The sequence below is a fragment of the Lysobacterales bacterium genome, assembly GCA_019634735.1.
Lineage (GTDB): Bacteria > Pseudomonadota > Gammaproteobacteria > Xanthomonadales > UBA2363 > Pseudofulvimonas.
Window position 1 is genome coordinate 169,262 of record JAHCAT010000004.1, and the last position, 26,332, is coordinate 195,593.

General features: G+C 70.5%; 20 protein-coding genes. 11 read left to right on the forward strand and 9 right to left on the reverse strand.

What is annotated here, in order from left to right; genetic code table 11:
• Positions 1-58: 58 nt before the first annotated feature.
• Entirely contained in the window at positions 59-250 is a 192-nt protein-coding gene (locus KF823_05850) for a hypothetical protein (protein MBX3725424.1), read from the reverse strand.
• Positions 251-499: 249 nt separating this feature from the next.
• Here KF823_05850 and KF823_05855 point away from each other — a divergent pair, with 249 nt between their 5' ends.
• A complete protein-coding gene (locus tag KF823_05855; GenBank protein MBX3725425.1) occupies positions 500-1,849 on the forward strand; it encodes a hypothetical protein in 1,350 nt (449 codons plus the stop codon).
• A gap of 57 nt (positions 1,850-1,906) precedes the next feature.
• On the opposite strand, the gene KF823_05860 is transcribed toward KF823_05855, so the two are convergent.
• Positions 1,907-2,812: a transporter substrate-binding domain-containing protein gene (locus tag KF823_05860; GenBank protein MBX3725426.1), complete on the reverse strand. Its 906-nt coding sequence runs from the start codon at positions 2,810-2,812 to the stop codon at positions 1,907-1,909.
• 1,139 nt (positions 2,813-3,951) lie between these two features.
• Here KF823_05860 and KF823_05865 point away from each other — a divergent pair.
• On the forward strand, positions 3,952-4,116 hold the full coding sequence (locus KF823_05865; protein MBX3725427.1) for a hypothetical protein: 165 nt from the start codon (positions 3,952-3,954) through the stop codon (positions 4,114-4,116).
• 1,437 nt (positions 4,117-5,553) lie between these two features.
• On the opposite strand, the gene KF823_05870 is transcribed toward KF823_05865, so the two are convergent.
• Together KF823_05870 and KF823_05875 are read right to left on the reverse strand one after the other, a co-directional pair.
• On the reverse strand, positions 5,554-5,850 hold the full coding sequence (locus KF823_05870) for a type II toxin-antitoxin system RelE/ParE family toxin (protein MBX3725428.1): 297 nt from the start codon (positions 5,848-5,850) through the stop codon (positions 5,554-5,556).
• A gap of 1 nt (position 5,851) precedes the next feature.
• Positions 5,852-6,136, reverse strand: coding sequence for a ribbon-helix-helix protein, CopG family (locus KF823_05875; protein ID MBX3725429.1), 285 nt, complete (start codon positions 6,134-6,136; stop codon positions 5,852-5,854).
• Between the two features lie 644 nt (positions 6,137-6,780).
• Between KF823_05875 and KF823_05880 the strand changes: the two genes are divergently transcribed.
• The 4 genes from KF823_05880 to KF823_05895 all read left to right on the forward strand — a co-directional run bounded on the left by KF823_05880 (position 6,781) and on the right by KF823_05895 (position 12,027).
• Positions 6,781-8,091 carry a hypothetical protein gene (locus KF823_05880; protein ID MBX3725430.1) on the forward strand — a complete coding sequence of 437 codons (1,311 nt, stop codon included), beginning with the start codon at positions 6,781-6,783 and terminating at the stop codon, positions 8,089-8,091.
• 345 nt (positions 8,092-8,436) lie between these two features.
• Positions 8,437-10,644, forward strand: a complete 2,208-nt coding sequence (gene katG / locus KF823_05885) for a catalase/peroxidase HPI (GenBank protein ID MBX3725431.1) — start codon at positions 8,437-8,439, stop codon at positions 10,642-10,644.
• Positions 10,645-10,979: 335 nt separating this feature from the next.
• Complete coding sequence (locus KF823_05890) at positions 10,980-11,540, forward strand: sigma-70 family RNA polymerase sigma factor (protein ID MBX3725432.1); 561 nt, start codon at positions 10,980-10,982, stop codon at positions 11,538-11,540.
• Complete coding sequence (locus tag KF823_05895) at positions 11,533-12,027, forward strand: hypothetical protein (protein ID MBX3725433.1); 495 nt, start codon at positions 11,533-11,535, stop codon at positions 12,025-12,027. Before KF823_05890 ends, KF823_05895 begins: the two co-directional genes overlap by 8 nt.
• A 394-nt stretch (positions 12,028-12,421) precedes the next feature.
• Here the strand turns inward: KF823_05895 and KF823_05900 are convergent, their stop codons facing one another.
• From KF823_05900 to KF823_05910, 3 genes are all read right to left on the reverse strand, one after another.
• On the reverse strand, positions 12,422-14,011 hold the full coding sequence (locus KF823_05900) for a peptide chain release factor 3 (protein MBX3725434.1): 1,590 nt from the start codon (positions 14,009-14,011) through the stop codon (positions 12,422-12,424).
• A gap of 516 nt (positions 14,012-14,527) precedes the next feature.
• The gene (locus KF823_05905) at positions 14,528-15,493 is read right to left on the reverse strand and encodes a M23 family metallopeptidase (GenBank protein MBX3725435.1); all 966 of its coding nucleotides are present in this window, start codon (positions 15,491-15,493) and stop codon (positions 14,528-14,530) included.
• Between the two features lie 148 nt (positions 15,494-15,641).
• Positions 15,642-16,379, reverse strand: coding sequence for a hypothetical protein (locus KF823_05910; GenBank protein ID MBX3725436.1), 738 nt, complete (start codon positions 16,377-16,379; stop codon positions 15,642-15,644).
• A 214-nt stretch (positions 16,380-16,593) separates the two neighbouring features.
• Between KF823_05910 and KF823_05915 the strand changes: the two genes are divergently transcribed.
• Genes KF823_05915 through KF823_05930 form a run of 4 tightly spaced genes read left to right on the forward strand, consistent with a single transcriptional unit; the run spans position 16,594 to position 21,141 of the window.
• Positions 16,594-18,069 carry a 50S ribosome-binding GTPase gene (locus KF823_05915; GenBank protein MBX3725437.1) on the forward strand — a complete coding sequence of 492 codons (1,476 nt, stop codon included), beginning with the start codon at positions 16,594-16,596 and terminating at the stop codon, positions 18,067-18,069.
• Entirely contained in the window at positions 18,066-18,674 is a 609-nt protein-coding gene (locus KF823_05920) for a polyisoprenoid-binding protein (GenBank protein ID MBX3725438.1), read from the forward strand. Before KF823_05915 ends, KF823_05920 begins: the two co-directional genes overlap by 4 nt.
• Positions 18,674-19,798, forward strand: coding sequence for a cytochrome b/b6 domain-containing protein (locus KF823_05925; protein ID MBX3725439.1), 1,125 nt, complete (start codon positions 18,674-18,676; stop codon positions 19,796-19,798). Before KF823_05920 ends, KF823_05925 begins: the two co-directional genes overlap by 1 nt.
• Positions 19,795-21,141, forward strand: coding sequence for a GTP-binding protein (locus KF823_05930; protein ID MBX3725440.1), 1,347 nt, complete (start codon positions 19,795-19,797; stop codon positions 21,139-21,141). Before KF823_05925 ends, KF823_05930 begins: the two co-directional genes overlap by 4 nt.
• A gap of 211 nt (positions 21,142-21,352) precedes the next feature.
• Here KF823_05930 and KF823_05935 read toward each other — a convergent pair whose 3' ends face one another.
• Positions 21,353-24,373, reverse strand: a complete 3,021-nt coding sequence (locus KF823_05935) for a S8 family serine peptidase (protein MBX3725441.1) — start codon at positions 24,371-24,373, stop codon at positions 21,353-21,355.
• An 81-nt stretch (positions 24,374-24,454) separates the two neighbouring features.
• Entirely contained in the window at positions 24,455-24,721 is a 267-nt protein-coding gene (locus KF823_05940) for a glutaredoxin family protein (GenBank protein MBX3725442.1), read from the reverse strand.
• Between the two features lie 212 nt (positions 24,722-24,933).
• Here KF823_05940 and KF823_05945 point away from each other — a divergent pair, with 212 nt between their 5' ends.
• On the forward strand, positions 24,934-26,316 hold the full coding sequence (locus KF823_05945; GenBank protein ID MBX3725443.1) for an L-serine ammonia-lyase: 1,383 nt from the start codon (positions 24,934-24,936) through the stop codon (positions 26,314-26,316).
• The last annotated feature ends 16 nt before the right edge of the window (positions 26,317-26,332 follow it).

Below are 26,332 nucleotides of genomic sequence, written 5' to 3' on the forward strand. Positions count from 1 at the left end.
GACGAGGGGCGGCTTGCGGAGTACAGGCGCAGGCGGGCGGGGAATCGGCTCACCGTCATCAGACGATGGCGACACGCGGGGGTGGCGGTCGGCTGCCCGTCCTGCGGGTCGGGCGTCGCCGCTGGCCGGGACCGGCGAGCGCACTCGCCGCCACCAGCGCCAGCATCGACGCGCGCTCGCGAGCGATCGCGCGGACGCACGCCGGGGCAGCCAGCAGGCTGTTGGAAAACAGCCTGCTGGCTGCGGTCATGGATGGCCGCTCGGCGGAGCACCGGCTCAAGCAGTTGATCCGACGGGAGCGGGTCCGGACCTGCGCCGGACGGGCGACCTGAAAAGCGAGCAGGACGGCCGCTCCTCAACGAGCGGCTGGCCGGGCGAGGCGGGTCCGGACGCGCACCGTCGCCGGCCTTGATAGCAATCCCGCCATTTCCGCGCTTGTCAGGGTGGCGGCGGTGTCCAGTGGCGACGCGGCCGGCGACATCGAACCGGGAGATCCACCATGGCACGCATCCGCACCCTCGCATCCGTCCTCGTCCTGGGCGCCGGGCTGGGCTTAAGCGCCCCGTCCCTGGCCGAACCCCGCGGCCTGTCGCTGACCGTCAACAGCCTGGGCGACGACACCATTCCCGGCGACGGTCTGGTGACCCTGCGCGAGGCGATCGTCGCCGCCCAGACCGGCGGCACCACCGATCTCGGACAGACCGGGGGCGGCCTGGCCGTGCCGACGCGCCTGGACCTTCGCAGCCTCAGCGGTGCCATCGTGCTCGAGGACACCCTGCCGGTCATCGAGGGTCTGATCCGGATCGACGGTCCGGAGGACGGCAGCCTGCGCATCGACGGCGACGGCCCGAACGGCCGCAAGCGCATCCTGGTGGTCGCCGGCGGTTTCCTGGACCTGATCAACATGGAGCTGCGCAACGGCCTGGCGCGCGGCGGCGCCGGCGGCACCTGCCAGCAGCGCTCCGGCTGCGGCGGCGGCGGCGCCGGCCTGGGCGGCAGCATCCTGCTCGACCACGGCTTCCTGAGCCTGGCCTTCGTCCTGATCAGCGATTCGGTGGCGGAAGGCGGTGCCGGCGGCTCACGCTCACTGCCCGCCGGCGACGACGGCGGCGGTGGTGGCGGCGGCCTCGATCTCGCCGGTGGCGCGCCCAGCCCCTGGACCGGCGGCCTTGGCGCCGATGGCTGGCCGCTGACCGGCCTGGGCGGGGTGGCCGGCACCACCAGTTCCCCGGCAGGCGCCGGCGGCGACGGCGCCGGTGGCGGTGGCGGCGCCCAGGCCCTGTCGCCCAACCTCGCCTTCACCCTCGGAGCCGCCGGCGGCTTCGGCGGTGGCGGTGGCGGCGGCGGTCGCCTTGGTGGCACTGGCGGCGACACGCCGCTGGGTGGTCCCGGCGGCTTCGGCGGCGGCGGTGGCGGCCGCGGCTGCAAGGGCCTGGCCAACGACGGTCCCGGCGGGCCGGGCGGCGAGTTCGCCGGCAATGGCGGCAGCAGCTCGGGCGATGGCAACGTCGGCGGCGGGGGCGGCGGCGGTGCCGGCCTGGGCGGCGCCATCTTCGCGCGCAGCGGCTTCGTCGAGCTGATGGACGTGCGCTTCAGCAACAACCGCGCCCTGCGCGGCGCCGCCGGCAGCCATTTCGGCAACAACGCCGGCGGCGCCGGCCAGGGCAAGGGCGGCGCGCTGTTCCTGATGCCCGGTGTCGGTGCCGTGGCGATGGGCGTGACCTTCGAGGACAACGCCGCCGACGACGCCACCGGCACCGGCTTCACACCGGGCAGCCCGTCCGACACCAACGACGTGTACGGCGTGCTCGAGGTGGAAGACGAGATCTTCCGCCACGGGTTCGAGTGACAGGCCGTCCCGGGGACGGACGCTCGAAGTGCCGACGCGTCCGCCCCCGCGGCCGGGTCACTCGACGACGAGCATCGCGGCCAGGGCCTCGCCCAGGTGCGCGCGCAGGTGGCCTCGGAAGCGTTCCCCGGACGCATAGCCGCCGTCGGCTGCGAAGAAGGCGTCGATCGCCGCCTGCCAGCCGCCGTCCAGCGGCAGGATGACGCCGAAGGTCTCCGCGCCCTCGTCGGCGACTGCATGACGACGCAGCGGCAGGCCGGCGTCGACGGCGCGCCAGTAGTTGTAGGCGTCCATGTAGCCGAAGTGGCCGCCTTCGGCGATGCGCCGGACCAGCGCCTCGTTGCTGTCGACGCCATCGCGGCGCAGCCCCGGCATCCAGGCCGTGGCCAGGGCCTGGATGCGCTGCGCATGCAGGGTGCCGGTGAACTCCAGCGCCGTCAGCCCCGCGAAGGCGTCGGCGACTTCGTCCATCGCCCCGAGTTCGGCGACGTCGCGGTGGCTGACCAGCACCGCGATGTTGCGCAGATAGGGCGGCGAGAACGCCAGCTCGCCTCGGCGCGCCTGGGTGATCGTCACGTTGCCCACCCCGAACACCCCGCCGCGCCCGTCGCGGACCTGCGCGTAGAACGTCCGCCAGTCCGGCTGCTCCAGCCAGCACGGCGCCACCTCCAAACCGTGCTGCGCGCGCAGGAACGCCGCGAAATCGCGCAGCAGCTCGACGGTGACGCCGGTCAGCCGGCCGTCCTGCCGGTAGGCGAAGGCCGGCGCCGGCACGTAGACGAACACCGGCACCGCCCGGCCGCTGGCGAGCGACTCGTCGAAATCCAGTCCCGCAAGCGCGGGGGCGTCGACTGCCGGGCAATCGACGTCGCCTTGTGTGGTCCCAGCGGCACGGGCGTGGCCGGCCAGGCAGGTGGAAACGGAAAGGGCTAGGGCCAGCAGTCGGCAGCAAGCGAGGTTCATGCGCTGGTACGTGGTGGTGGAGGGGTACGGGGGTCAGGGTACCGCTTCGTCATGAGCGTGTTGGGATGCGGGATCTTCCAGGCCGGCTGGCGCTCGGTGCGGCGGGATGAGGCGCTGGCGGGGAACGGTGCTGAATCGACCGGTGAGCTTCATGGGCTGCGCCGACGAGGTGCGGTTCGGAGGTGAACGGGCAAGAGGCCGCGCCTGCGCCAGCGTTCGCGCCACTGCTTGCCCGGCAGGGCAAGCAGTGCAAGGATTCCACCAGGCCACATCTCCGGTTGGCAAAGACGGACGGGTTAGGCGGATAGGGAGCTAGGGTTGGGGTGAGACAAAGTACTGAAATGATTGGCGATTCCAATGTCGGCTTGCCGCTCCGGCCAGCTTATGCGGCTCGGATTACACGGCAACTTGCCGTCGATTAGTAGTTAGATGCCGCTGGATAGCCTTCCGTGATGCAAAACCCGTCGCCAAGCTCGTGGAGCACGGAAGACTTCGAGCATCTCTCGTGGCACGACAACCACATCCATGCGCTTCGCATTTTGGAGGGCTCAGATGGGTCCGGAGAGCTCGTGCTCGACATTGACCACATCCTCCACTGGATCCCCCGCAATCCAACCTATTCATTCCAAGTAGCACCAGCAGTTCTTACCTTTCATGAAGTCTTCGCGCTGCGAGTACTGATTGATTACACTGTCCCGAGTGCCGCTATTGGACCGGCATCGATCCATGAAATCACTCGCGAGGCTCAAGGTCTATGGCGCATCCTTCTCAACTGGCCTTCCGGAGAGATCTCCTTCACAAGCCCAGGGTTTACTTTGCGTCTTTCAGGTCCCTGCGTCGAGTCGAATGCACAGCACCTATCACCAGAAGAGCGAGTCCACTGTGGCGGCATCTAACTTTGCGTTCAAGCCGACCGCCGGGACAGGCTTTCTCCTTTCCGGTGTGCCCTTGGCCGGCGGCGGCTTAACGCGGCGTTAGACTTCATGAGACCTACCCGGCCTTGGCGAGAAATGATTGCGGACTGGGCGCCGGAGCTTTCGACCAAGCTTGGCCGACCCGTAGACCTGATCTTGGAGAAGGGTCTTGGGGCCTTGGACTTTGGCGCAAGCTCATCCGTCGAGATTAGGGACCCTGGCGGCATGACTACGCGCATCGAGCTCGCATTTGCCTTGATTCGCCCAGAGCAGAACATTGCGGCCGTGTTCTCGGAGCACTGCGGATACTTGAAGTTTGATCTCAGGGAGGACTCAGTAGTGGCAGAGATCCGTGAGGAGATCTACACGCACTGGGGTGACCCAGAGTGAGGTACAACAATTCATTCAAGCCGAACCCGCTTCGCTGGTCGGCTTAACTCGGGCGTTGGACGTTGAGCAGACATCTGGTAATTACTTTTCTGTTGTTGCTTGCAGCGTGCTCCTCGGTTTCTACCAGAGGTTTGCCGCGCTTCGTTGAATCTCACGTCGCGCGGGCGGACGGGGCGTCCGAGATTGTCGTGTCGGCTTTGGCCATTAAACCTGACGGGTCCAGCGCAGGTCCGGTAAACATGATGGCGCTACTTGAGGAGGCGGCTGAGGCACTCTGTGCCGGAAGCTACACAATTGATACAGACGAGAGCATTGGCCTTATTACGCCCAGGTCTGGTGGCATGCGTGCAACGTTTACAGGGATAGTCCGTTGTCAGCATTAGAGAAGTGCTGTCAGAGCACACTCACAAGACGCCTGCCGATTCGCGGACGCCGAGCTTCGTTCGTGTTCCATCTGGAAACGTACTGCGATGGGAACCTTCCGGCGCCAGTCGTTTCCAACGACGCATATCGCAATTGAAGGCTGGGAGATTAGCAAGTGAGCTGGCTTCGCCGGTAACCGAACATAGACGTTGGGGGATATCCAGCATTTGTCCAGGAGGTGTTCCGTGTTTGTCACGAATGGAGTGATTGTTTTCATTGCCGGCTTTTCTCTAGCGGTTCCCACATGGACTGCAGGGGCCTCGGAAAGCGAAGAGTGCTGGCAAAAAGCCAGGGTCCACATCGAGGAGACGGTCCCGCCTGTTGCGATTCTGGGAGAAGAAAAAAAGTTTGAGTCCATTGATGTTCGGCTACCCATTGATTGTTCGACGAAGCGCGTTCTCTTGCCAGTTGGCCTAATCCAGGCCTTGGCTTGGGTGGATCGTGGGATGCCAATCGCCTATAAATCCGGCTTGTTAACTGACTCGCTTTATCTGGATTCCCCATACGGATCTTCGGTCTTGGCGGACGTGGGCAGATTTTATCGGGACCATTGGCGCCTCGATAGGAAAAGTCAGATTTGCACTGCAACGTGGAGGGCACTGTCTGAGCTGGGGGACCCTCCGTTTGTTGATGAGGATACTGAGCACTGTGGAGCCGACCTGCAGCGACTACTTCGTTTTGCTCTGACAATGCGGCACTGTGAGATTCCCGAGGGAAACAGAAATCTCTCGGTTTCAAGTGGCTGTGTGCCGCCAGGATGGCTGGCGAAGTAGCGAGCAAGGAACGGGGTCAGGTTCAGTTCTTTGGAGTGGGGGCATGACTCGCCAGGCGTCATGCGCCGCGGCAGTGGGCGTCGAGTCAAGCGCGCGGTCCGGACGCCTGCGCGGCGGGTGGTCGGGGCCTCGGCGTTCTCCCCGAAGCGAATGCTGCCCAAAGGCACGACGACGCTGTCGAGTCCGTCGCGTCGTCCCCCGGCAACTCGACCTGGACCACCCCGTCCGGCTCCAACCGGACTCACGCCCGCGCGTAACCCGCCTCGCGTTGCCCGCGGATCGCCAGCACAAGGGCCACGTCCAGCATCGGCAGGTAGCGATACAGCGCCACGTAATCCTCCGCGCCGCGACCGATCACCAGTTCGCGCCGGTCTTCGCCGGCCGGCCAGCCGATCAGTGGGTTGGCTTCGAGCACATCCAGGGCGCTGATGATCCCGGCGACCCGCGTCTGCGCGGCCTTGGCCTCGTGGCGCAACAGGTGGTCGACGATGCGGTCGAGGTCGTCGATCACGCCGGGCGCAAGGCGGACGCGTGCCATCTCACCTGGCCTGCTTCCTGGTTGCGGGTGCCTTGACCGGTTTCCCGGAGAGCCGTTGTTGCAGCCAGGTGCGTGCCTCTTCCCAGGGGATCGCCTGCCCGGTCTCCAGGAACTGCGCATAGCGCTGGTCGGCGACCGCGTGGAAGGCAGCACGCTGCTCGCTCAAGGTCGCCTTTTCCGCGATGGCTTCCAGGATGAAGTTGTGCGAGGTGGTTCCGGCCGCTTCCGCCGCCCTGGCGATGCGCGCCTTCAGTTCTTCAGGAAGGCGGATGGTGGTCGTGCTCATGCGGATTCCTGCGGCGCTGCGGCGACGGAAAAGTAGCACAGGTGTGCTACACGCGAGAAACGGGGTCAGGTTCGGTTCCTTGGCGTGGCGGCAAGGCGCGCCAGGCACCAGTCGCCGGGAGGCGGCACGCGTCGAGACCGGCGCGACGGCCGGACGTCTGCGAAGCGAGCGGTCCGGGCCCTGGTCTTCGCCCGCATGAGGTCGCGCTGTGGGGATGCTGTTGCTGCAGGCTGGGGCGGATTCGGCGACTTGCGGAGCGGGCAGGGCGTGCCGGGATAGCGCCCGGACGGCGTAGTCGCGATCGCCCCCGGTGCCATCAAGGGCCAGCCAGGCGGGAGGCGACTGCAGCGGATTGCCGCGGCTGCCGGGGGGTTGGGGGGAGGGCAGCTCGACCTGGGACGGCGGTCCGGCGCGTCGATCATGCGGGCCCACACGCGGTCCCGCCGGGGTGCCGAGCCTCGGGAACGCATCCGGGGTGCCGACTGACCTGCCCCGGCATCGCAACTCAATGCGCTGATTGAAAACGAAAAAATCTTGCCGATAGGGGCGCGCAAGCTTCCGATCAGGCAGCGCCGGCGCCTCCCCTCCAGATTGGCCGCCTCCGCGATCCCGCGGTCGTCACCCCAACCTGGAGACCCAAGTCCATGCGTCCTTCATACCTGCCACGCCAGCGCGGCCACCTGTCGGTGGACACCCCGTCCCGCTACGTCCGCGCTCCTGCGCAGCGCTTCGGAAGTACCCGCCCCAGGCGGCGCCTGACTGCGGTGGCCCCGGCACCGTTGCCCGCCCATCCGGCGCCGGCCAGCCCCTCGGGATCCCCGGCGGGCCGCCGGCCCTGGAACCCGGCGCGGGCATCCGTCCTGGCGATGGCGCTTTCCCTGCTGGCCGGCCTGCTGCTGCCCCTGCAGGCCTCGGCGGCGCAGTACTGCGCTCGCACCGTCGCCCAGCTCAGCCTGGCGCTCGACCTGGCCGAGGCCAACAACGAGAACAACGTTATCCGGATCGCCCGGGGCGTGATCGCGCCGGCCGCTCCGAGCGATGGCCACCTGTTCTTTTACCTCTCAAGCAAGGACCGGTCGCTGGAGATCAGCGGCGGATGGGACCCTGTGGACTGCTCCAGCCAGGTCCTCGATCCGGGCAGCACCCGAATCGAGGCCAACGGCTCCTTCGGCCTGTTCCAGGCCATCATCGGCTCGGCGGGTGGCAACGCCCGGCTGCGGGTGCACAACCTGACCCTGTCCGGCGGCTCCAGCGACTCCCTGGTCGCGCGCGGCCTGGGCCTCAACGTCAGCGGGTTCCAGTACGTCCATGGCAAGGTGGAGATCGACCGGGTGGTGTTCGCGGACCATCACTGCAGCCATGCCGAGAGCCGGGGCTGCGCATTGAACTTTTCCTTCGGCATCAAGGAGGTCGTGGTCCGCAACAGCCTGTTCCACCACAACAGCGCCGGCGGCACCGCCGCCATCCGGGCCTGGGTTACCGAGGACATCCAGCCGGTGTTCCGGCTGCACAACAACACCCTCGTCGACAACTACGCCCATGCGCCCGACCAGGCACGGGCCAGCGCCGTCGAGTTCCTCGGCGACACCGACACGATCCTGATGTACAACAATATCCTGTTCGGCAATCCGACGCTGAACGCGCCAGTCCCGCTGCCCGATCTCGCCCGCGACCCGGCCGGTGCGATCCTCGGCAAGCACAACAACATCGCCGCCAGCGCGGTGACCTGGACGCCCGACACCAGCGGCAACCGCTCGATTCCGCCGGTGTTCGCCGGCCGCGTCGACGACTATCGCCTGCGCGGCGACTCGCCGCTGCGCGATGCTGGCTTCAATGCCGGTTGGCCGACCCATGGCCTGCTGGAGCTGGGCGGTGGCCCACGCGTGCTGGGCCCGACCATCGACCTGGGTGCCTACGAGTCGGACGTGCTGTTCAACGCCGGCTTCGGCGATTGAGGTCGGCGCGGCCAGAACGGTGCCGGGTGCAGTGCCGCGGCAGGAAGGGGAGCGGACCGGGTCGCCTGGAGAGCACGAAGGGCTGGACGAGGTGCGCATCCGCGTCGGGTGGGGCGCCCGACCGGTGTCCGGCAACATGCTGCATGCGCACATTGGGGCGGGTCGCATTTCAGGCGGCTCGATCCCCGGTGCGTAGGGAACGGTCTCGCGGTTGCAGCGTCCTTGCCCTGCCCGGTTGATTCCTCAGGCCAATGCCTGTCATTGGCGCAATCGATTTCCTCTGCATGCCCGGTGGGATCATGCTCGGAGCTGTTCTCCGGTCCATGCCCAAGAGGAACATCCGTCATGTCCAACGAAGCGAAATGCCCCGTCCACGGCGGCACCGGCCACATCGGCATCGGCCAGGGCCCGCGCAATCTCGATTGGTGGCCGAACGCGCTGAAACTCGACGTCCTGCACCAGCACTCGCCGAGATCGAATCCGCTCGGCGAGGCGTTCGATTACCGGAAGGAATTCGAAAAGCTCGATCTCGACGCGGTGGTCGCCGACCTGAAGGCGCTGATGACCGACTCGCAGGAGTGGTGGCCCGCGGACTATGGCCACTACGGCGGTCTGTTCGTGCGCATGACCTGGCACGCGGCTGGCACCTACCGCATCTATGACGGCCGCGGCGGCGGTGGCACCGGCGACCAGCGCTTCGCCCCGCTGAACAGCTGGCCCGACAACGGCAATCTCGACAAGGCGCGCCGTCTGCTGTGGCCGATCAAGCAGAAGTACGGCAAGCAGCTGAGCTGGGCCGACCTGTTGATCCTTGCCGGCACCGTCGCGATGGAGTCGATGGGCTTCAGGACCTTCGGTTTCGCCGGAGGCCGTGCCGATATCTGGGAGCCGCCGATCATCGACTGGGGTGCAGAGAAGGAATGGCTGGCCACCAGCGACAAGCCGAACAGTCGCTACTCGGGCGAACGCGACCTTGCCGATCCGTTGGCCGCGGTGCAGATGGGCCTGATCTACGTGAACCCGGAAGGCCCGGACGGCAACCCCGACCCGCTGGCGTCGGCGCGCGACATCCGCGAGACCTTCGCGCGCATGGCGATGAACGACGAGGAGACGGTCGCCCTGACCGCCGGCGGTCATACCTTCGGCAAGGCGCACGGCGGTGGCGATGCCGCCAAGGTCGGCGCCGAGCCCGAGGCCGCCGACATCGCCGAACAGGGCTTCGGCTGGATCAGCACACATGGCAGCGGCAAGGGCAACGACGCGATCACCAGCGGCATCGAGGGCTCGTGGACGCCGAACCCGATCCAGTGGGACAACGGCTACTTCGACATGCTGTTCGGTTACGAGTGGGAGCTGGTGAAGAGTCCTGCCGGTGCGCATCAGTGGCACCCGATCAATCCGCGTCCAGAGCACATGGCGCCGTCAGCGCATGACCCGTCCAGGAAGGTCACGGTGATGATGACCACCGCCGACATGGCGATGCGGATGGATCCGGCCTACGAGAAGATTTCGCGGCGTTTCCACGCCAACCCGGACGAGTTCGCCGACGCCTTCGCCCGCGCCTGGTTCAAGCTGACCCATCGCGACATGGGCCCGCGCTCGCGCTATCTGGGCAAGCTGGTTCCGAAGGAGGTGCTGATCTGGCAGGACCCTGTGCCCGAGGTCGACCACCCGCTGGTCGATGCCGATGATGTCGCGGCGCTGAAGGCCACGGTGCTGGCGTCGGGCCTGTCCACCCAGGAGCTGGTGTCCACCGCCTGGGCGTCCGCATCGACCTTCCGTGGCAGCGACAAGCGTGGTGGCGCCAATGGCGCGCGCATCCGGCTGGCGCCGCAGAAGGACTGGGCCGTCAATCAGCCGGCCCGACTGGGCAAGGTGCTGGGTGTGCTCGAAGGTATCCGGAAGGACTTCGACGCCTCGGCCTCGGGCGGCAAGCGGGTCTCGCTGGCCGATCTGATCGTCATTGCCGGCAATGCCGCAGTCGAGGATGCGGCAGGCAAGGGTGGCGTCAAGGTCAGCGTGCCCTTCCACCCCGGTCGCACGGACGCCAGCCAGGAGCAGACCGATATCGACAGCTTCGCCGTGCTCGAGCCGCGCGCCGATGGCTTCCGCAACTACGTCGCCAAGGGCTACGAGGGTTCGCAGGTCGAGCGCCTGATCGACAGGGCGCAACTGCTGACCCTGTCGGCGCCCGAGATGACGGTGCTGATCGGTGGGCTGCGCGCGCTCGATGCCAATGTCGATGGCACAAGGCACGGCGTGTTCACTTCGCGGCCCGGTGTGCTGAGCAACGACTTTTTCGTCAACCTCCTCGACATGGGCACGAAGTGGAGCCGCACGGCCACGGATCCGGATGTGCTGGAGGGTCGTTGCCGCAAGACCGGTGCGCTGAAGTGGACGGGTACCGTGGTCGACCTGGTGTTCGGGTCGAACTCGCAGTTGCGCGCGCTCTCCGAGGTCTACGCCGAAAGCGACGGCCAGCCGAAGTTCGTGCACGATTTCATCGCTGCCTGGACCAAGGTGATGGAGGCCGACCGCTTCGACCTGAAGTAGGTCGCCCGGTGCGAAGGCCCCGCAGCTGCCGTCACCCCCGGCAGCTGCGGGTCTGACGCGAGAGGCGCCACGCAAGAAGGTGCCAGGGACATTTCCGCGCCACGTTGGCTGGCGCAATCCCGCCCGCCGAGTCCGTCGCGTGGGCATCTCCAGGCAGCACCGGGCGCCCGGCCGCCCCGCCGTTGCCCCCGCGGACCGACGCACACGCCCACTTGCCAACTTCCCGGCCAGCGCCCAGCATTGCGAATTGCCCGCAGCCTGTCCGTGCTCGTGTCTGAATCCGCTTTCACCCTCCTGGCCGGCCTGTCCGGCCGATACCAGCACGGCCGGCCGCGGTGAGCGGCGGCCGGCCGCCTGGGCTGGAGGCGCTGCTGGCGAACCTGCTGGCCCGCCACGGCGCCCGGCTGCGCGCGCTCGTTGCCCAGCATTGCTCGGCAAATCAAGGACTTGACCCGGACGACATCGAGCAGGAGGTGCGCATCCGGCTGTGGAAGGCGCTGGAGCGTGAGAACAATCCGGCCCTGCCTGCGTCTTATATCCAGCGGGTCGTGGTCACCACGGTGATCGACGCCCTGCGCCGCAGCAAGCCGGAACAGACCACGGCATTGCCCGAGGACGGCCAGGAGGCCGGCATCGAGGCCTTGCTTGACCCGGTCGGTCCGGTGCGCAGCGCCCGCGATGGTCAGCACATGGACATGGTCCGTGCCGCCATCGAGGCGTTGCCGGGGCGGCGGCGGCAGCCGGTACGGCTGGCGCTGCAGGGCTTCACCCCGGAGGAGATCGGCGAGCTGCTGGACATGACCGCGACGATGGCCAAGAACCTGATGTACCGCGGCCTGTACGAATTGCGAGACCGCCTGCGGGCGGCCGGACTGGATGGAAGCGACGATGACTGAGCACAACCTGTCCCACCTCTACCGGGCGTCCTGCCGCGACGATGCCGCCGTGCTGGCCTCGGTGACGCCGGCCGAGCTGGTCGACCTGGCCGAAGGCCGCCTGGCCGGCCCGCGCCGCGCTGCCGTGGTCGAGGCGATCGCCGCCTCGCCCTCCCTGGCCCAGGCCTGGCGCCTGGCACGCGCCAGCCGCGACGCAGCGGTCGAGCTGTCGCAAGGGCTCGCCGATGCCCGCCGCGCAACGGCGCGGCCGCTGCATGCCCGTCCCGCCCTGCGCCGCCTGGCGCTGGCCGCCACGGTCTCGGCGGTGGCGGTGGGTTCGGTTTTCATGGCCCGCCAGCTCGGCCCGGATGCCGGCCTGCCGACCATGGTCGAAGAGGACGCCATCGCCACAGCCGGTTTCGACGGCCGTGGCGACGACCGTATCTTCTCGGCAAACACCGGCCTGGAGTCGGACCAGATCTTCGGCCAGAGCTTCAACAACTCCTGACCTCCCGCGCCGGCCCCCGGCCGGCGCCCTCCCCCGAACGAGCCGCCGGCACCCCCGGCGGCTTTTTCGTTTCAGCCGCAACCAGCCCGACTCCGCCAGTATCCCGGCCCCGGCCCCGGTCCCGGTCCAAGGCGAGCAGCCTCGCTCGCCGGTCCGCATCAAGCACCTGCCCCCAGGTCCCGCGACGACCCCGCGCGCCCGCAGTGCAGGAAAGGGGTAGCAAAAAGGAAGCGGCAGCCGGCACGCACCCCGACACGACCGGCCCCACGCCATCGCCGTACCAGCCAATGGAGCAAGGCGCGGTCGCACTTGCGCATCTGCCCCGGCCCTGCTCGCCTTTCCCCGGTCCCCGGTCCCCGGTCCCCGGTCCCCGAGTCCCCAGTCCCGACCCCACCTACCCCTGCGTCTCCCGCGTCGCCGCGAACACCAGGTCCGGCCATCGTTCCTGGGTGAGCTGCAGGTTGACCCGGCTGGGCGCCAGATAGACCAGCTCACCGGCGGCGTCGATGGCCAGGTTCAGGGCGTTCTTGTCGCGGAACTCCTCCTGCTTGCGGGCATCGCCGCCGCGCACCCAGCGCGCCGTGCTGATGCCGACCGGTTCGAAGGCGGCGTCGACGCCGTACTCGTCCTTGAGCCTGTAGGCCACGACGTCGAACTGCAGCATGCCGACCGCGCCCAGCACCAGGTCGTTGCTCATCAGCGGCCGGAAGAACTGGGTGGCGCCTTCCTCGCTGAGCTGGGCCAGACCCTTCTGGAGCTGCTTGAGCTTGAGCGGATCGCGCAGGCGGGCGCGCCGGAACAGCTCGGGCGCGAAGTTGGGGATGCCGGTGAAGACCAGCGCCTCGCCCTCGGTGAAGGTGTCGCCGATCGAGATGGTGCCGTGGTTGTGGATACCGATCACGTCGCCCGGCCAGGCCTCGGCGGCGATCTCGCGGTCGGAGGCCATGAAGGTCAGCGCGTTGGCCAGCTTGAGCTCCTTGCCGCTGCGCACGTGGAAGGCCTTCATGCCGGCCTGGAAGCGCCCCGAGCACACGCGCATGAAGGCGACGCGGTCGCGGTGCTGCGGATCCATGTTGGCCTGGATCTTGAACACGAAGCCGGTCAGCCGGTCCTCGCCGGGTTCGACCTGGCGGCTGGTGGTTGCGCGCGGCCGCGGCGACGGCGCGTGCTCGACGAAGAAATCCAGCAGCGGCTGCACGCCGAAGTTGTTGACCGCCGAGCCGAAGAACACCGGTGCCTGTTTGCCGGCCAGGTAGGCCTCGCGGTCGAACGGGTGGCTGGCGCCCTGGACCAGCTCCAGTTCCTCGCGCAGCTCGGCGAGCATGGCCGAGCCGATCCGTTCGGCCAGTTCCGGCGCGTCGATGGAAGCGAAGATGGTCGAGTCCTGGCGCGTGAAGTTGCGGCCGGACTCGTACAGGTGGACCTCGCCGCTGACCAGGTGCACGACGCCCTTCAGGCGCGAGCCCATGCCGATCGGCCAGGTCACCGGCGCGCACTGGATGCCGAGCACCGACTCGATCTCGTCGAGCAGGTCGATCGGCGCCTTGCCTTCGCGGTCGAGCTTGTTGATGAAGCCCATGATCGGCGTGTCGCGCAGGCGGCACACCTCCATCAGCTTGATGGTGCGCTCCTCGACGCCCTTGGCGACGTCGATCACCATCAGCGCGGAGTCGACCGCGGTGAGCACGCGGTAGGTGTCCTCGCCGAAGTCGGCGTGGCCGGGGGTGTCGAGCAGGTTGACGATGCGGCCCTCGTAGGGGAACTGCATCACCGAGCTGGTCACCGAGATGCCGCGCTCCTTCTCCAGCGCCATCCAGTCCGAGGTGGCGTGGCGGGCCGCCTTGCGGCCCTTGACCGAGCCGGCCATCTGGATGGCGCCGCCGAACAGCAGCAGCTTCTCGGTGAGCGTGGTCTTGCCGGCGTCCGGGTGCGAGATGATCGCGAAAGTGCGCCGGCGCGCGGCTTCCTGGGCGGGGGTGGTCATGGCGGGCAGGGGGTCTTCCGGGCAGCCGCCCATTGTACGGGAGGGCGTTGGGGGGACTCGGGACTCGGGACTCGGGACTCTGGGCTCGGGACCCGGGACCCGGGACCCGGGACCCGGGACCCGGGACTCGGGACTCGGGACTCGGGACTCGGGACTCGGGACTCGGGACCGGGGACCGGGGACCGGGGTCCGGGGTCCGGGGTCCGGGATTTCGGGATTTCGGGATTTCGGGATTTCGGGATTTCGGGATTTCGGGATTTCGGGATTCGGGATTCGGGATTCGGGAAGCGGAGCGCGCTGTGCTCTCTCTCTTCGGAGACCTGATTCGCGTCGTGTCTCAGCCCGCTGTCAGCCGGCGCTTCGCTAGTGCGACGGCACCGCACTTCTCCCCTCCCCCGCCTGCGGGGGAGGGGCCGGGGGAGAGGGCCGGGGCTGGCCATGATCTGCATCGCCGCCGGTCAAGGCGCACGCACCGGCCGGACTGCCATCCCCGCACGCGGGGATCGTCCGCGCGCGTCAGGGCACCAGCCGCCAGCGCTCGCCGGCCTGCGGCGTCCAGGCACCGTCCGGGCCGTCGAAGTGGAACGGGATCGAGACCAGGCGCAGTCCCTCGTTGCGCTGGACGACGAAGTGCAGGTGCGGGCCGGTCGCGAAGCCGGTGGCGCCGGCCGCGCCCAGACGCTGGCCGGCAAGGACCACGCTGCCCTCGCGCACCAGGACGCTCTCGAAGGCCAGGTGGGCGTACACCGCCATGGTGCCGTCCTCGTGCAGGACGCGGACCACGTTGGCGCGGTCGCCCAGGCGGCGATCCTGGCCGGATTCGTAGAAGTCGCGCTCGACCTGGATGACGATGCCGTCGCGGGCGGCCAGCACCGGGGTGCCTTCGTCGACGCCCAGGTCGACGGCGTGGTAGTTCTGCTCGTCACCGTGGCTGAAGCGGCCGCCGAAAGCCTGGCCGATCGCGTAGCGGGTGCCGGAGGGCAGCGGCAGGCGATAGCGCACCGTCGGGTCGGGGGCGCTGCGCGGGTCGCCGGGCACGGCCACCACCTCCACCCGCCAGGCGGCGTCCTGGTAGGGATCGTAGGAGCGCACCCGGGTCACCTGGACGCTGGCGCGCGGCGCCAGCACCACCCGCCGCGGCAGCCGCGGTTCGGCCAGGGCGTTGCGCACCTCGGTCAGCGCCAGCTCCACCTCCAGCGGCCCGGCGAAGCGGCTGTGCACCCACACGGTGCTGGCCTGGCCGCCTTCGCCGCGGGTTTCCAGACGCACCAGGGGCGAGGGGTCGACGCGCACCCGGGTGGCCTTGACCGGCGCGTCGGTGACCGGCGGCACGTCCGTGAAATGGCGGATGCCGTGTTCGTCGATGTATTCGTAGAGCTGCTTGGCCCGCACCACGCCGGCGACCAGAAGGCAGGCGAGCAGCGCCAGGAGGGCGCCACAGGCGCCCCCCGATCGATGCCGATTGGCCCGCACCTGCGGCATGTCAGGCCTCGCCGCGTCCCGCGTCGCGCGCCCGCACGAGGAGCGCGGCTGCGCGGCAGGCCGGGACGCCGCTGCCCGGGCTGCGGCGGGCGCGCCCGGCGACCGCCACCGTCACGGGCGCCAGGCAGGGCAGGCCGGGTCGCACGGATCAGGCCCGGCGCAGGAACAGCAGCAGGAAATGGAAGAACTCCGCGCGCGGCGCCAGCGCGTAGTCGGCCACGGTCCAGCCTTCCTTGCGCGCCTCGCGGTCGTAGGCGGCGGCGCCGATGCGTGGCGTGATGCGGCGCTCCTCGGTGCCGTAGAAGACCGCGCGCCGGCGCATCTGCTCGGCGAAGGATTCCGGTGGGGTGCGGAAGCGCGGGTCGGAATCCATCAGGTCCGGATCGGTGATGAAGTTCAGCGCCACCACCGCGTACCCGGCGTCGTCCTTGAGGTAGCGGAACACCGCCGGCATCGCGTCGAAGTGCTCGCAGAAGCCGGCGTAGACGCCGCCCAGGTTGTTGTCGAGGATGATCAGGTCGTAGCGGCCCAGGCGCGGGTCGCCCTGGTTCATCATCGCGAAGCTGTCGCCGTGGGTGGTGCGCACCTTCGGCCCGAGCTTGCCGGCCAGCCGGATGTAGTCCTCGTTGATGTCGCACAGGTGTGCGCTGTTGACCCGCTCCAGATAGCCGTGCGACATGTTGATGCCGGCCCCGGAGAACGGGTCGAGGATGTCCGGGTTGCGCAGCGGGTAGCCGTGCGCGGCGCACAGCCAGAACACGATGTCGATGTGGAAGCGCACGCGCAGGTAGTTGCCGACCGGCGGCAGTGCCCGGGTCATGCCGGAGATGCCGCCGATGGCGGCGCGCCGCGTCCAGTAGTGCAGGTCGGTGGAAAAGCTGGCCATGCGTGCTCCCTCGGAAAGGCCCGGCCGACCCGTCCCTGGGCCGATCGGACTCGCAGGCGCCCGCTCGCGGGCCGCACGAGCCATCCCTGGCTCGCGGGAAGGTCCGGTGATCCAGCCCTTCCCCGAAGGCTGAGCCGGCAAGGTAGCCGGCACGGCCTGGCCCGGCAACCCGGCTCACGCGCGGTCAACCCGGCGCCGGCTACCATGGCCGGGCATGGTCTCCACCCGTCTGCTTCGCTGTCTCCTGTTCGCACTGCTCGCCGCGGCGGTCGGCGGCGCCCTGCTGCTGGCCCTGCTGGCGATCGACACCTCGCTGTCGGTCTGGCAGCGCCTGCAGGGCCTGCCGGCCGGCTTCGGCTACCTGTATGGCGCGCTGCTGGGCGCCGCCGGCCTGGGCGTGGCCTGGCTCGGCTGGCGCCTGCTGCGCCGTCGCCGTCCCCGGCGCCGGCCGCCGCCGCCGCCGGTGACCCGCGCCGACATCGAGCGCCGTGCCCAGCGCCTGGTCGAGGTCGGTGCCACGGCGCCCGCGGTCGCCGATGAACTGGCCGAGCTCGACCGCCGGGCCGGCTCCGGCCATGTCTGGGTGGTGGTGTTCGGCGCCGTCAATGCCGGCAAGAGCGCCCTGGTGCGCGCCCTGGCGCCGCAGGCGACCACCGCCAGCGATGCCCTGGCGGGAACCACCCGGGCCGTCGAGCACGTCCACGGCGCGCTGCCCGATGGCCGCCCCCTGGTGCTGGCCGACGTGCCGGGCACCCAGGAGGATCCCGGCCGCGAGACGCTGGCGCGCGAGGAGGTGCTGCGCGCCCACTGGGTCCTGTACGTGTGCGCCGGCGACCTCAGCCGCAGCCAGGCCGCCGAGGTCGACTGGCTGAAGGCCTTCGGCAAGCCGTTCGCCCTGGTGCTGAACCAGGCCGACCGCTACCGGCCCGAGGAGCTGGCGCAGCTGCAGCGTCGGCTGCGCGAACGCGTCGACGCGCCGCTGGTGACGGTCAGTGCCGGTGGCGAGGAGGCAGTCGAGCAGGACGGCACGCTGGCCTGGCGGCAACGCCCGCCCGAGGTCGCGCCGTTGCAGGCCCTGCTGGCGCGCCGCCTGGCGGCGGGCCCGCAGGCGCTTGAGGCGGCGCGCAGCCAGGCGGTGCTGGGCGGGCTGGATGCCCGGCTGTCCGCGGTCGAGACTGCCGACCGCGCCGCGCGCTGCGAAGCCGCGGTCGGCAAGTACACGCGCCGCGCCGTGGTCGGCGCCCTGGCGGCGGTGGCGCCGGGCAGCGACCTGGTCATCCAGGGCGCCCTGGCCACCGGACTGGTGCGCGAGCTGGCCGCCATCCACGAGGTCCCGGTCCGGCAGATCGACATCGACGCCCTGGTGGCGCGCGCCACCGGCACCTTGCGCACCACCACAGCGGTTGTGCTGGCGATCGCCGGCAACGCGGCCAAGGCCTTCCCCGGCCTGGGCACCCTGGGCGGCGGCGTGGCCCACGCGGTCGCCTACGGGATGATCTTCGACAGCCTGGGCCGGGCGGTTGCCGCGACCCTGGCAGAGTCCGGCCGGCTGGACGCGCAGGCCGCCGTCGACGCCTTCGCCGACACCCTGCGCGCCACGCCGCGGCCGCCGGTGCTGGGCCTGCTCGGCGCCGTGCTGGCCGAGCGCGTGGTCGATCGCGCGAAGGCGCGTGAGGAGAGCCGTCCATGAACCCGCGGCTGCCGACCTTCGTCCTGCTGGCATCGATGCTCGCCGCGCCGCTGGCCGCGCAGCCGGCCTGGTACCAGATCGACCCGGTGCATACCCGGGTCCTGTTCTTCGTCGAGCACGCGCGCTTCTCGCGCAGCATCGGCCTGTTCCGGCCCGTCGAGGGCGGGCTGTGGTTCGACGAGGCGGACTGGACGCGCAGCCGGGTCGAGATCTGCCTGCCGCTGGCCAGCCTGGACATGGGCGACCGCGCCTGGGAGAACACCCTGCGCCGGTCCGCCTTCTTCGACGCCGGCCGGCACCCGGCGATCTGCCTGCGCTCGCAACGCATCGAGCGCCTGGACCAGCGCCGCGGGCGCCTGCATGGCCTGCTCGAGGTGCGCGGCATCGCCCGCGAGGTGGTGTTCGAATTCACGGTCAACGACGTGCGGCGCTTTTCCCTGACCCGCAAGCGACGCATGGGCGTCAGCGCCACCGCCACGGTCTCGCGCGCCGCCTTCGGCATGACCCGCGACCCGACCCTGATCGGCGACGCCGTCGAGATCGTGATCGAACTTGAGGCCGAGCCGGCGCCCGCGCCGGCCGGCGATGACCCGGAGGAGAGATGATGGCCTTGCGCAGTGGACCGACCGACTGGAGCACCCCGATCAAGATCCTGCACTGGCTGCTGGCGCTGGCGGTGCTGGCCATGGTGGTGTTCGGCTTCGTCATGAAGTACGGCGACTTCAGCCAGGTCGAGCGGATCCGCCTGTACAACCTGCACAAGTCGACCGGCCTGACGGTGCTGGTGCTGGCCGTGCTGCGTCTGCTCATCCGCCTGGTCGACCGGCGTCGGCCGGTGCTGCCGCCGATGCCGGCCTGGCAGCGCGCCACCGCCGCCTTCACCCATGTCTTCCTGTACGTGGCGCTGATCGGCATGCCGTTGTCGGGCTGGCTCTACAACTCGGCCTCGGGATTCCCGCTGCGCTGGTTCGGCCTGTTCCCGGTGCCGGCACTGAGCGGCCGCGACAGCGGCCTCAAGGACCTGGCCGGCGAGATCCATTTCGCGCTGGCCCTGCTGCTGGTGCTGGTGGTGATCGTCCACGCCGGCGCCGCGCTGACCCACCATTTCCAGCATCGCGACAATGTCCTGCGCAGCATGCTGCCGCGCCTGCGCAGGGGCGCCGCCGGCGCCCTGCTGGCGGCCGCGCTGCTGCCGGCCTTGCTGGTGTCCGGCACCGCGCGCGCGCAGGCGCCGTCCTGGGTGCCGGAGGGCGAGGCGGTGCTGGCGTTCCGTGGCAGCTACCAGGGCGAGGCCTTCGAGGGCCGCTTCGCGCGCTTCACCCCGCAGGTGCGCTTCGACCCCGACGACCTGGCCGGTTCCGGCATCGAGGTCGACATCGAGCTGGCCAGCGCCGCGACCGGCATCGAGGACTACGACGGCACGATGCAGTCGGCGGAGTTCTTCGACAGCGCACGGTTTCCGCGGGCCCGCTTCGTGGCCGGCAACCTGCGCACCGAGGGCGAGGGCTACCTGGCCGATGCCGAGCTGACCCTGCGCGACCGCACCGTGCCGCTGGCCTTTCCGTTCGTCTTCGAGATCGACGGCGAGCGTGCCGTGCTGACGGCAAAGGTGACGCTCAAGCGCCTGGACTTCGGGGTCGGCACCGGCGAGTGGGCCGATACCGCGCTGATCGCCAACGAGGTCGAGGTGCGCGTCGAGCTGCCGCTGCGGCGCGCGCCGGCGCCTTGAAGCTGCCCTGGCCCCGGCGTCGCCGGACGGCGCCCGACGCCGGGGCGCCGGCGACCGGCGAACGCCATCGCGACCGCGCCCGCGCCAGCCTGGCGGCGCTGCGCGACGACCCTGCCATCCCGCCGGCGATCCGCCAGCAGCTCGCCGCCGACTTCGCCGAGGTCGAGACCCTGCTCGGCCGGCTCGAGCGCGGCGACCTGCACATCGCCGTGTTCGGCCGCGTCAGCGTCGGCAAGTCGGCCCTGCTGAACGCCCTGGCCGGCCGCGCGCTGTTCGAGGTCGGTGTCCTGCACGGCACCACCACCGTGCACAGCCTGGCCGACTGGCGCGAGTCCGGCGCCGGCAAGGTGGTGCTGGTCGACACCCCGGGCATCGACGAGCTGGACGGCGACGCCCGTGAGCAGCTCGCCTTCGAGGTCGCCGGTCGCGCCGACCTGCTGATGTTCGTGGTCGAGGGCGATCCGGTGCGCGTCGAGCGCGAGGCGCTGGACCGGCTGCTGGCCCTGCAGCGTCCGCTGCTGCTGGTGCTGAACAAGGCCGACCGCTTCCCGCCGGAGACCCGCGCCCGGCTGCTGACCCGGCTGCGCGAGCTGGCCGGCCCGACCCTGCCTGCCGAGAACGTGATCGCCGTGGCTGCGCTGCCGGCGCCGCTGGCGCGCATCGAGCGCGATGCGCGCGGCGGCGAGCGGCGCCATGCGCAGGCGCGCGAGCCGGAGATCGCCGCCCTGCAGTCGCGCCTGCTGGAGATCCTCGAGCGCGAGGGCCGCAGCCTGGCGGCGCTCAATGCCGGCCTGTTCGCTGGCCAGCTGGTCGAGCAGGTCGCGCAGCGCGTGGCGGCGCTGCGCCGCGACCAGGCGGCGCGGGTGATCCGCGGCTACTGCCTGGCCAAGGGCGTGACGGTGGCGCTGAATCCGGTGCCGGTCGCCGACCTGGTCGCCGCCGCCGGTCTGGACATCGCCCTGGTGGTGCACCTGGGCCGGGTCTATGGCCAGCCGCTGAGCCGGCGCGAGGCCGGCCGCGTGATCGCCACCATCGCCGCCCAGCTCGCCGGGCTGATGGCCGGGTTGTGGGCGATCAATCTCGGCGCATCGGCGCTCAAGGCGGTCAGCGCCGGTCTGTCGACCGCGGTCACCGCCGGCGCCCAGGGCGCCCTGGGCTGGTACGCGACCCTGGTGGTCGGCCGCGTGGTCGAACGCTGGCTGCTGCAGGGCCGGCAGTGGGGTCCGGACGGCCCCGGCCGGGTGGTCCGCGAGATCCTCGACAGCCTGGATCGCGGTTCGGTGCTGCGCGAGGCGCGCACCGAAATCCTGGCGCGCATCCGGCGGCCGGCGCGGCGCGGCTGAGCGGGGCCGCGGACCAGGCGCGTCCCTGGCCGGTCCCCGGTCCGCGCCGTCAGCGCCGCGTGGCACTGCGCTGGCGAACCATCGAACAACCGCGTCCTGGTCGTTCTTCATGGCGCCCCGCCGGCGTCGATCCGGACGGGCGGTGCGACGAGCCGGCCGCCGGCGCCATTGCCTCGCCGAGGGCGGCCGTCCCTGGCCGCCCGGCAACCCGTCAGTCCAGGCAGGCCGGCTTGGCCTCGAAGTCGTCGCGGAACACCCGGTCCTCGGGCGCCCCGGTGACGGTGACCGAGGCCTGCGCGGTGTTGTTGGCCTGCGCCGGATCGGGGTTGGCGGCCTGCACCGTGGCGATGTTGACCAGCTCACCGCCCTTGTCCGGGGCCAGCACGGTCAGCCGGACCGGCGCGGGCGGCGCGGCCAGCGGGCCGGGTTGCGCGCATTCGACGGTGTCGGCGGCCAGTTCGCAGGTCCAGCCCGGTGCGTCGATGGCCACCACGCAGGTGCCCGAGGGCAGGGGGTCGGCGAGGACGATGTCGATCGCGCCCGGCGCATCCATGTCCACCGACAGCAACCAGTCGAACGGCCGGCCGGCCTCCACCGTGGCCGTCGAGGCGGACTTGGCCAGGTCCAGGTCGCGGGCGCCGACCAGCACGTCGGCGCTGCCGGTGTTGTTGGTCGGATCGGGATCGGGGGTGTCCGAAGACACGCCCGCCAGGGCGGTCAGCACCCCGGGACTGTCCGGCGCGGTGGCGTGGAACTGCAGTCCCGCGCTGCTGCCGGCCGGGAAGCCGCCATCGAAGGTGCAGATGACCGTGGCGACGAAGATCTCACATTGCCAGCCAGGCGGTGCCAGGGCCTCGGTGGCCGGCACCGGCAAGGTGGCGGTGACCGCGACGATGCCGACGGCATCCGGGCCCAGGTTGTCCACGTTCGCCAGCCAGCGGGCCAGGCCGCCGGGCTCGACTGGTGCGGCGCCCGGGACGAGGGTCAGGGCCAGGTCGGCGCTGCTGCCGCCGGCCGGTGCGGCGACGTCGCCGGTGGCGACCACCGCGTAGCGCTGGCCGCTGCCGCCCATCGGCACGTTGATGCCGCGCACCCGGACCTGCCAGGTGCCGGCACCCGGCGTCGGGAAGACCAGCTGGTGCACGACGTTGCGGTCGTCATGGCCGGTAGTGGCGGTGCTCTGCGTGGGGTTGGGCGTGCCGCTGGCCGGCAGCTTCTGGGTCCAGACGCCGCCATCGGGGTCCTCGACCTCCAGGCGCAGCCGGTTGACCACGTGCGGGTTGGCGCCGATCGCCGCGGGGAAGTCGCTCCAGACCAGGGTGACCTTGAGCGGCTGGCCGGCGGCGACCTCGAGCGCGAACTCGGCCTGCTCGCCGGTCGCCAGGCCGGCGCTGGCGTCGTGCAGCCACAGCCGGCGGGCGTCGCCGCTGAAGTGCAGGACATCGTCCAGGTGGATGCGGCCCCAGCCCTCGACCTGGTTCGGCGCGGCGGCGCCGGCGCCGGTGCCGGTCATGTCGCGCGCACCGTTGACCAGCAGGGCCTTGAGCAGGGCAGCGGACGGTTCGGCGATGGCGTTGGCGGCGTTCTCGCTGCCGCCCGGGTAGAAGCCGCGGTTGAGGTACTCGCGCACCAGGGCCGCCAGGCCGGCGGCGGTCGGCGTCGCCATCGAGGTGCCGCTGAAGGTGCAGGTCGCGCAGCCGCTGGTGGTGGTGCTGCCGTTGCTGGCCGACGAGACGATGCCGTCGCCCTGGGCCATCACGTCGGGCTTGGTGCGGCGATCGAGGGTCGGTCCGCGCGAGGAGAAGCTGGCCGCGTTGTTGCCGTTCGCACCTGCTCCGGAGGCGCCGACCGTCAGGGCGCTCTTGGCCAGGCCAGGCGAGCCGACCGCGCCGCCGCTGCTGGCGCAGCAGGTGCCGTTGTTGCCGGCAGCGATCGCCACCAGCAGTTCCGGGAAGTCCCAGGTCGCCTGGTCGGCGTCGCGCGCGAACTCGTCATAGCTGGCCGTGCAGCCGGGCAGGCAGAACAGTCCCAGGAAGCAGCAGCTGCCGCCCCAGGAATTGGAATGGATGCGGGCGCCGTTGGCGTGGGCGACGGTGGCCGCGTGGTAGATCGAGCCGCCCAGGTTGTTGACGTACTGCAGGCTCTCGCCCATCTCCTGGGCGACCAGGCGGGCGCCGGGCGCGGTGCCGTCGAGGTTGCCCGGCGTCGCCGCCAGCGTGCCGGCGGCGCAGTCGACCGGGTTGGCCGGATCGCTGCCGGTGATCGAGCCGGCGACGTGGGTGCCGTGGCCGGCACCGGTGCTGCTGCTGCAGGCGTTGTCGCCGAGCGCGTCACCCGCGCCCGACCACTTGTAGTAGTGCAGGGTCTTGCGCTGCAGCAGGTCGGGCAGGCCGGGCGCGCAGGCGGCGCCGTCGCCGCAGTCGCTGATCGGCGGATCGCCCTGCACCGTGTCGTTGAACGCGCAATGGTTGTAATCCACGCCGGAATCGAGCACGCCGACCACCTGGCCGCAGCCGAGCAGGCCGCGGTCGAACACCGGCAGCTGGCCGGGGCTGCCGCTCTGGTGCAGCCAGCCGGCGCGCGCGTTGAGGAAGGCCATCTGCTTGCGCAGGCCGATCGACGCGACCTCGGCCTGCGGCGCGATCGCCGCGAGCACGCTTTCCAGTCGCGTGCCGACCAGGCTCAGCACGACGCGCGGCGAGGTGGTGCCTTCGACCTGGAAGCCGTGCACCACGCCGTCGATGTCGAGCCAGCGCGCCAGCAGGTCGGCGGCGTCGGCGCCGGGGTGCAGGCCGACCGACAGGGGCAGGGCGGCCGGGCGCTCGCCGCCTTCGAGCAGCTCGGGCAGGCCGCCGCTGAGCTTCCAGGCCGCGGCCATCGGCCCCGTCCAGGTCGCGCCGGCGACCCGACCGGCCGGGTCGGCGTCGAGCGTCATGCGCACGCGCAGGGCGTGATGCGGGAGATAGTCGACGGCCTCGGCGCCGATCGCCTGCAGGGCGGCCCGTTCGGCGCGGCCGATCGGGCCGGGGAATTTGACCACCCACCAGCTGTACCGTTCGCCGCGCGCCTCGCCGGGCAGGCCGGCCAGGGCATGGTCGAACAGGCTGGCGCGCTGCGCACAGGCATCGAAACTGCCGGCATCGAAGCCGAGCGTGCAGCGTTCATCGGCGAAGGCGCTGGACAGCACCAGCAGCATGGCGGCGGCGCAAGCCGCCCGGAACCGAAGGCTCATGCAGGTCTCCCGTAGTGATGAATGCCCGTCCCCCCGGGCGCCGCGACCTTAGCATGGCCGCCGCGCACTGCGCCCGCGCGATCAGTGCGGGTCCGCGACCAGCGTGCGGATCTGTGCGGGGGAGAACGGCCAGGCCAGCTCTGCGCCGTCGGCGCGCCGCAGCACCGGGATCACGGTGCCGTAACGCGCTTCCAGTGCCGGATCGCGTTCGATGTCGACGCGCTCGAACTCGGCGACCCCGGCCAGGGCCAGCACGTGTTCGGCCTCCAGGCACAGCAGGCAATACGGTCGCAGCAGCAGCTGCAGCGCGCCCGCCGCCGGGTCGCCCTCGCGCGGTTCGATGTCCATGGCCGCATTCTATGGGCTGCGGCAGTCCGCTCCGCGTCCTGCGCCCAGCAAGGCACGCACAACCAGGCCCATCGCCTGCCGCAGCACAAGGATCGCGACGGCACGCGACTTGTGCCTCATTCTCGCCAGGGCCATGCTAGTCCCCGGTCCCCGGTCCCCGGTCCCCGGTCCCCATCCCTCTTCCCACTTGCCACTCAATCCCCCAGCCCATCATGGCCGTCAGCGTCTTCGACCTCTTCAAAATCGGCATCGGTCCCTCGTCCTCGCACACCGTGGGTCCGATGCGCGCCGCCGCCCGCTTCGTCGAGCGCTGGCTGATCGACAACGGCGAGCTCGGGCGCACCGCCCGGGTCCGGGCCGAGGTGTTCGGTTCGCTGGCCCTGACCGGCCGCGGCCATGGCACCGACAAGGCGGTGCTGATGGGCCTGGAGGGCCACTGGCCGGATCGCATCGATCCCGACCTGATCCCGGCGGCGCTGGAGCGGATCCGCGCCGACAAGCGGATCCGCCTGCACGGCCGGCACGAGATCGGTTTCGACGAGAAGCACGACCTGGTGATGAACAAGCGCCAGAAGCTGCCCTTCCATACCAACGGCATGCGCTTCACCGCCTACGACCAGGGCGGGGCCGAGATCGCGACGCGCGACTACTACTCGGTCGGCGGGGGCTTCGTGGTCAACCAGGACGAGGCCGCCGAGGACCGCATCGTCGCCGACACCACCGAGTTGCCGCATCCGTTCGGCTCCGGCGACGCCCTGCTGGCGCGCTGCCAGGAAACCGGTCTGGCGATCGCCACCCTGATGTACGAGAACGAACAGGTCTGGCGCAGCCGCGCCGAGATCGACGCTGGCCTCGACGCGATCTGGGCCGCGATGCAGGCCTGCGTGGCCCGCGGCATCCGCGAGGCCGGGACCCTGCCCGGGGGGCTGCACGTGCGCCGGCGCGCGCCGGCCCTGCACGCCGAACTGTCCTCGCGTCCGGAGGCCGCGTTGCGCGATCCGCTGACGACGCTGGACTGGGTCAACCTGTACGCGCTGGCGGTGAACGAGGAGAACGCCGCCGGCGGCCGGGTGGTGACCGCGCCGACCAACGGCGCCGCCGGCATCATCCCCTCGGTGCTGCACTACTACGAGCGCTTCATCCCCGGCTCCACGGCGCAGGGCGTGCGCGATTTCCTGATGACCGCGGCCGCGGTCGGCATCCTCTACAAGGAGAACGCCAGCATCTCCGGCGCCGAGGTCGGCTGCCAGGGCGAGGTCGGCGTCGCCTGCTCGATGGCGGCGGCCGGCCTGACCGCCGCGCTCGGCGGCAGCCCCGGCCAGATCGAGAACGCCGCCGAGATCGGCATGGAGCACAACCTCGGCCTGACCTGCGACCCGATCGGCGGCCTGGTGCAGATCCCCTGCATCGAGCGCAACGCCATGGGCGCGGTCAAGGCGATCAACGCCTCGCGCATGGCGTTGCGCGGCGACGGCAAGCACAAGGTCTCGCTCGACAAGGTCATCAAGACCATGCGCGACACCGGCCGCGACATGCAGGACAAGTACAAGGAAACCTCGCGCGGTGGCCTGGCGGTGAACGTCATCGAGTGCTGAAGGGGTCGGCGCGATG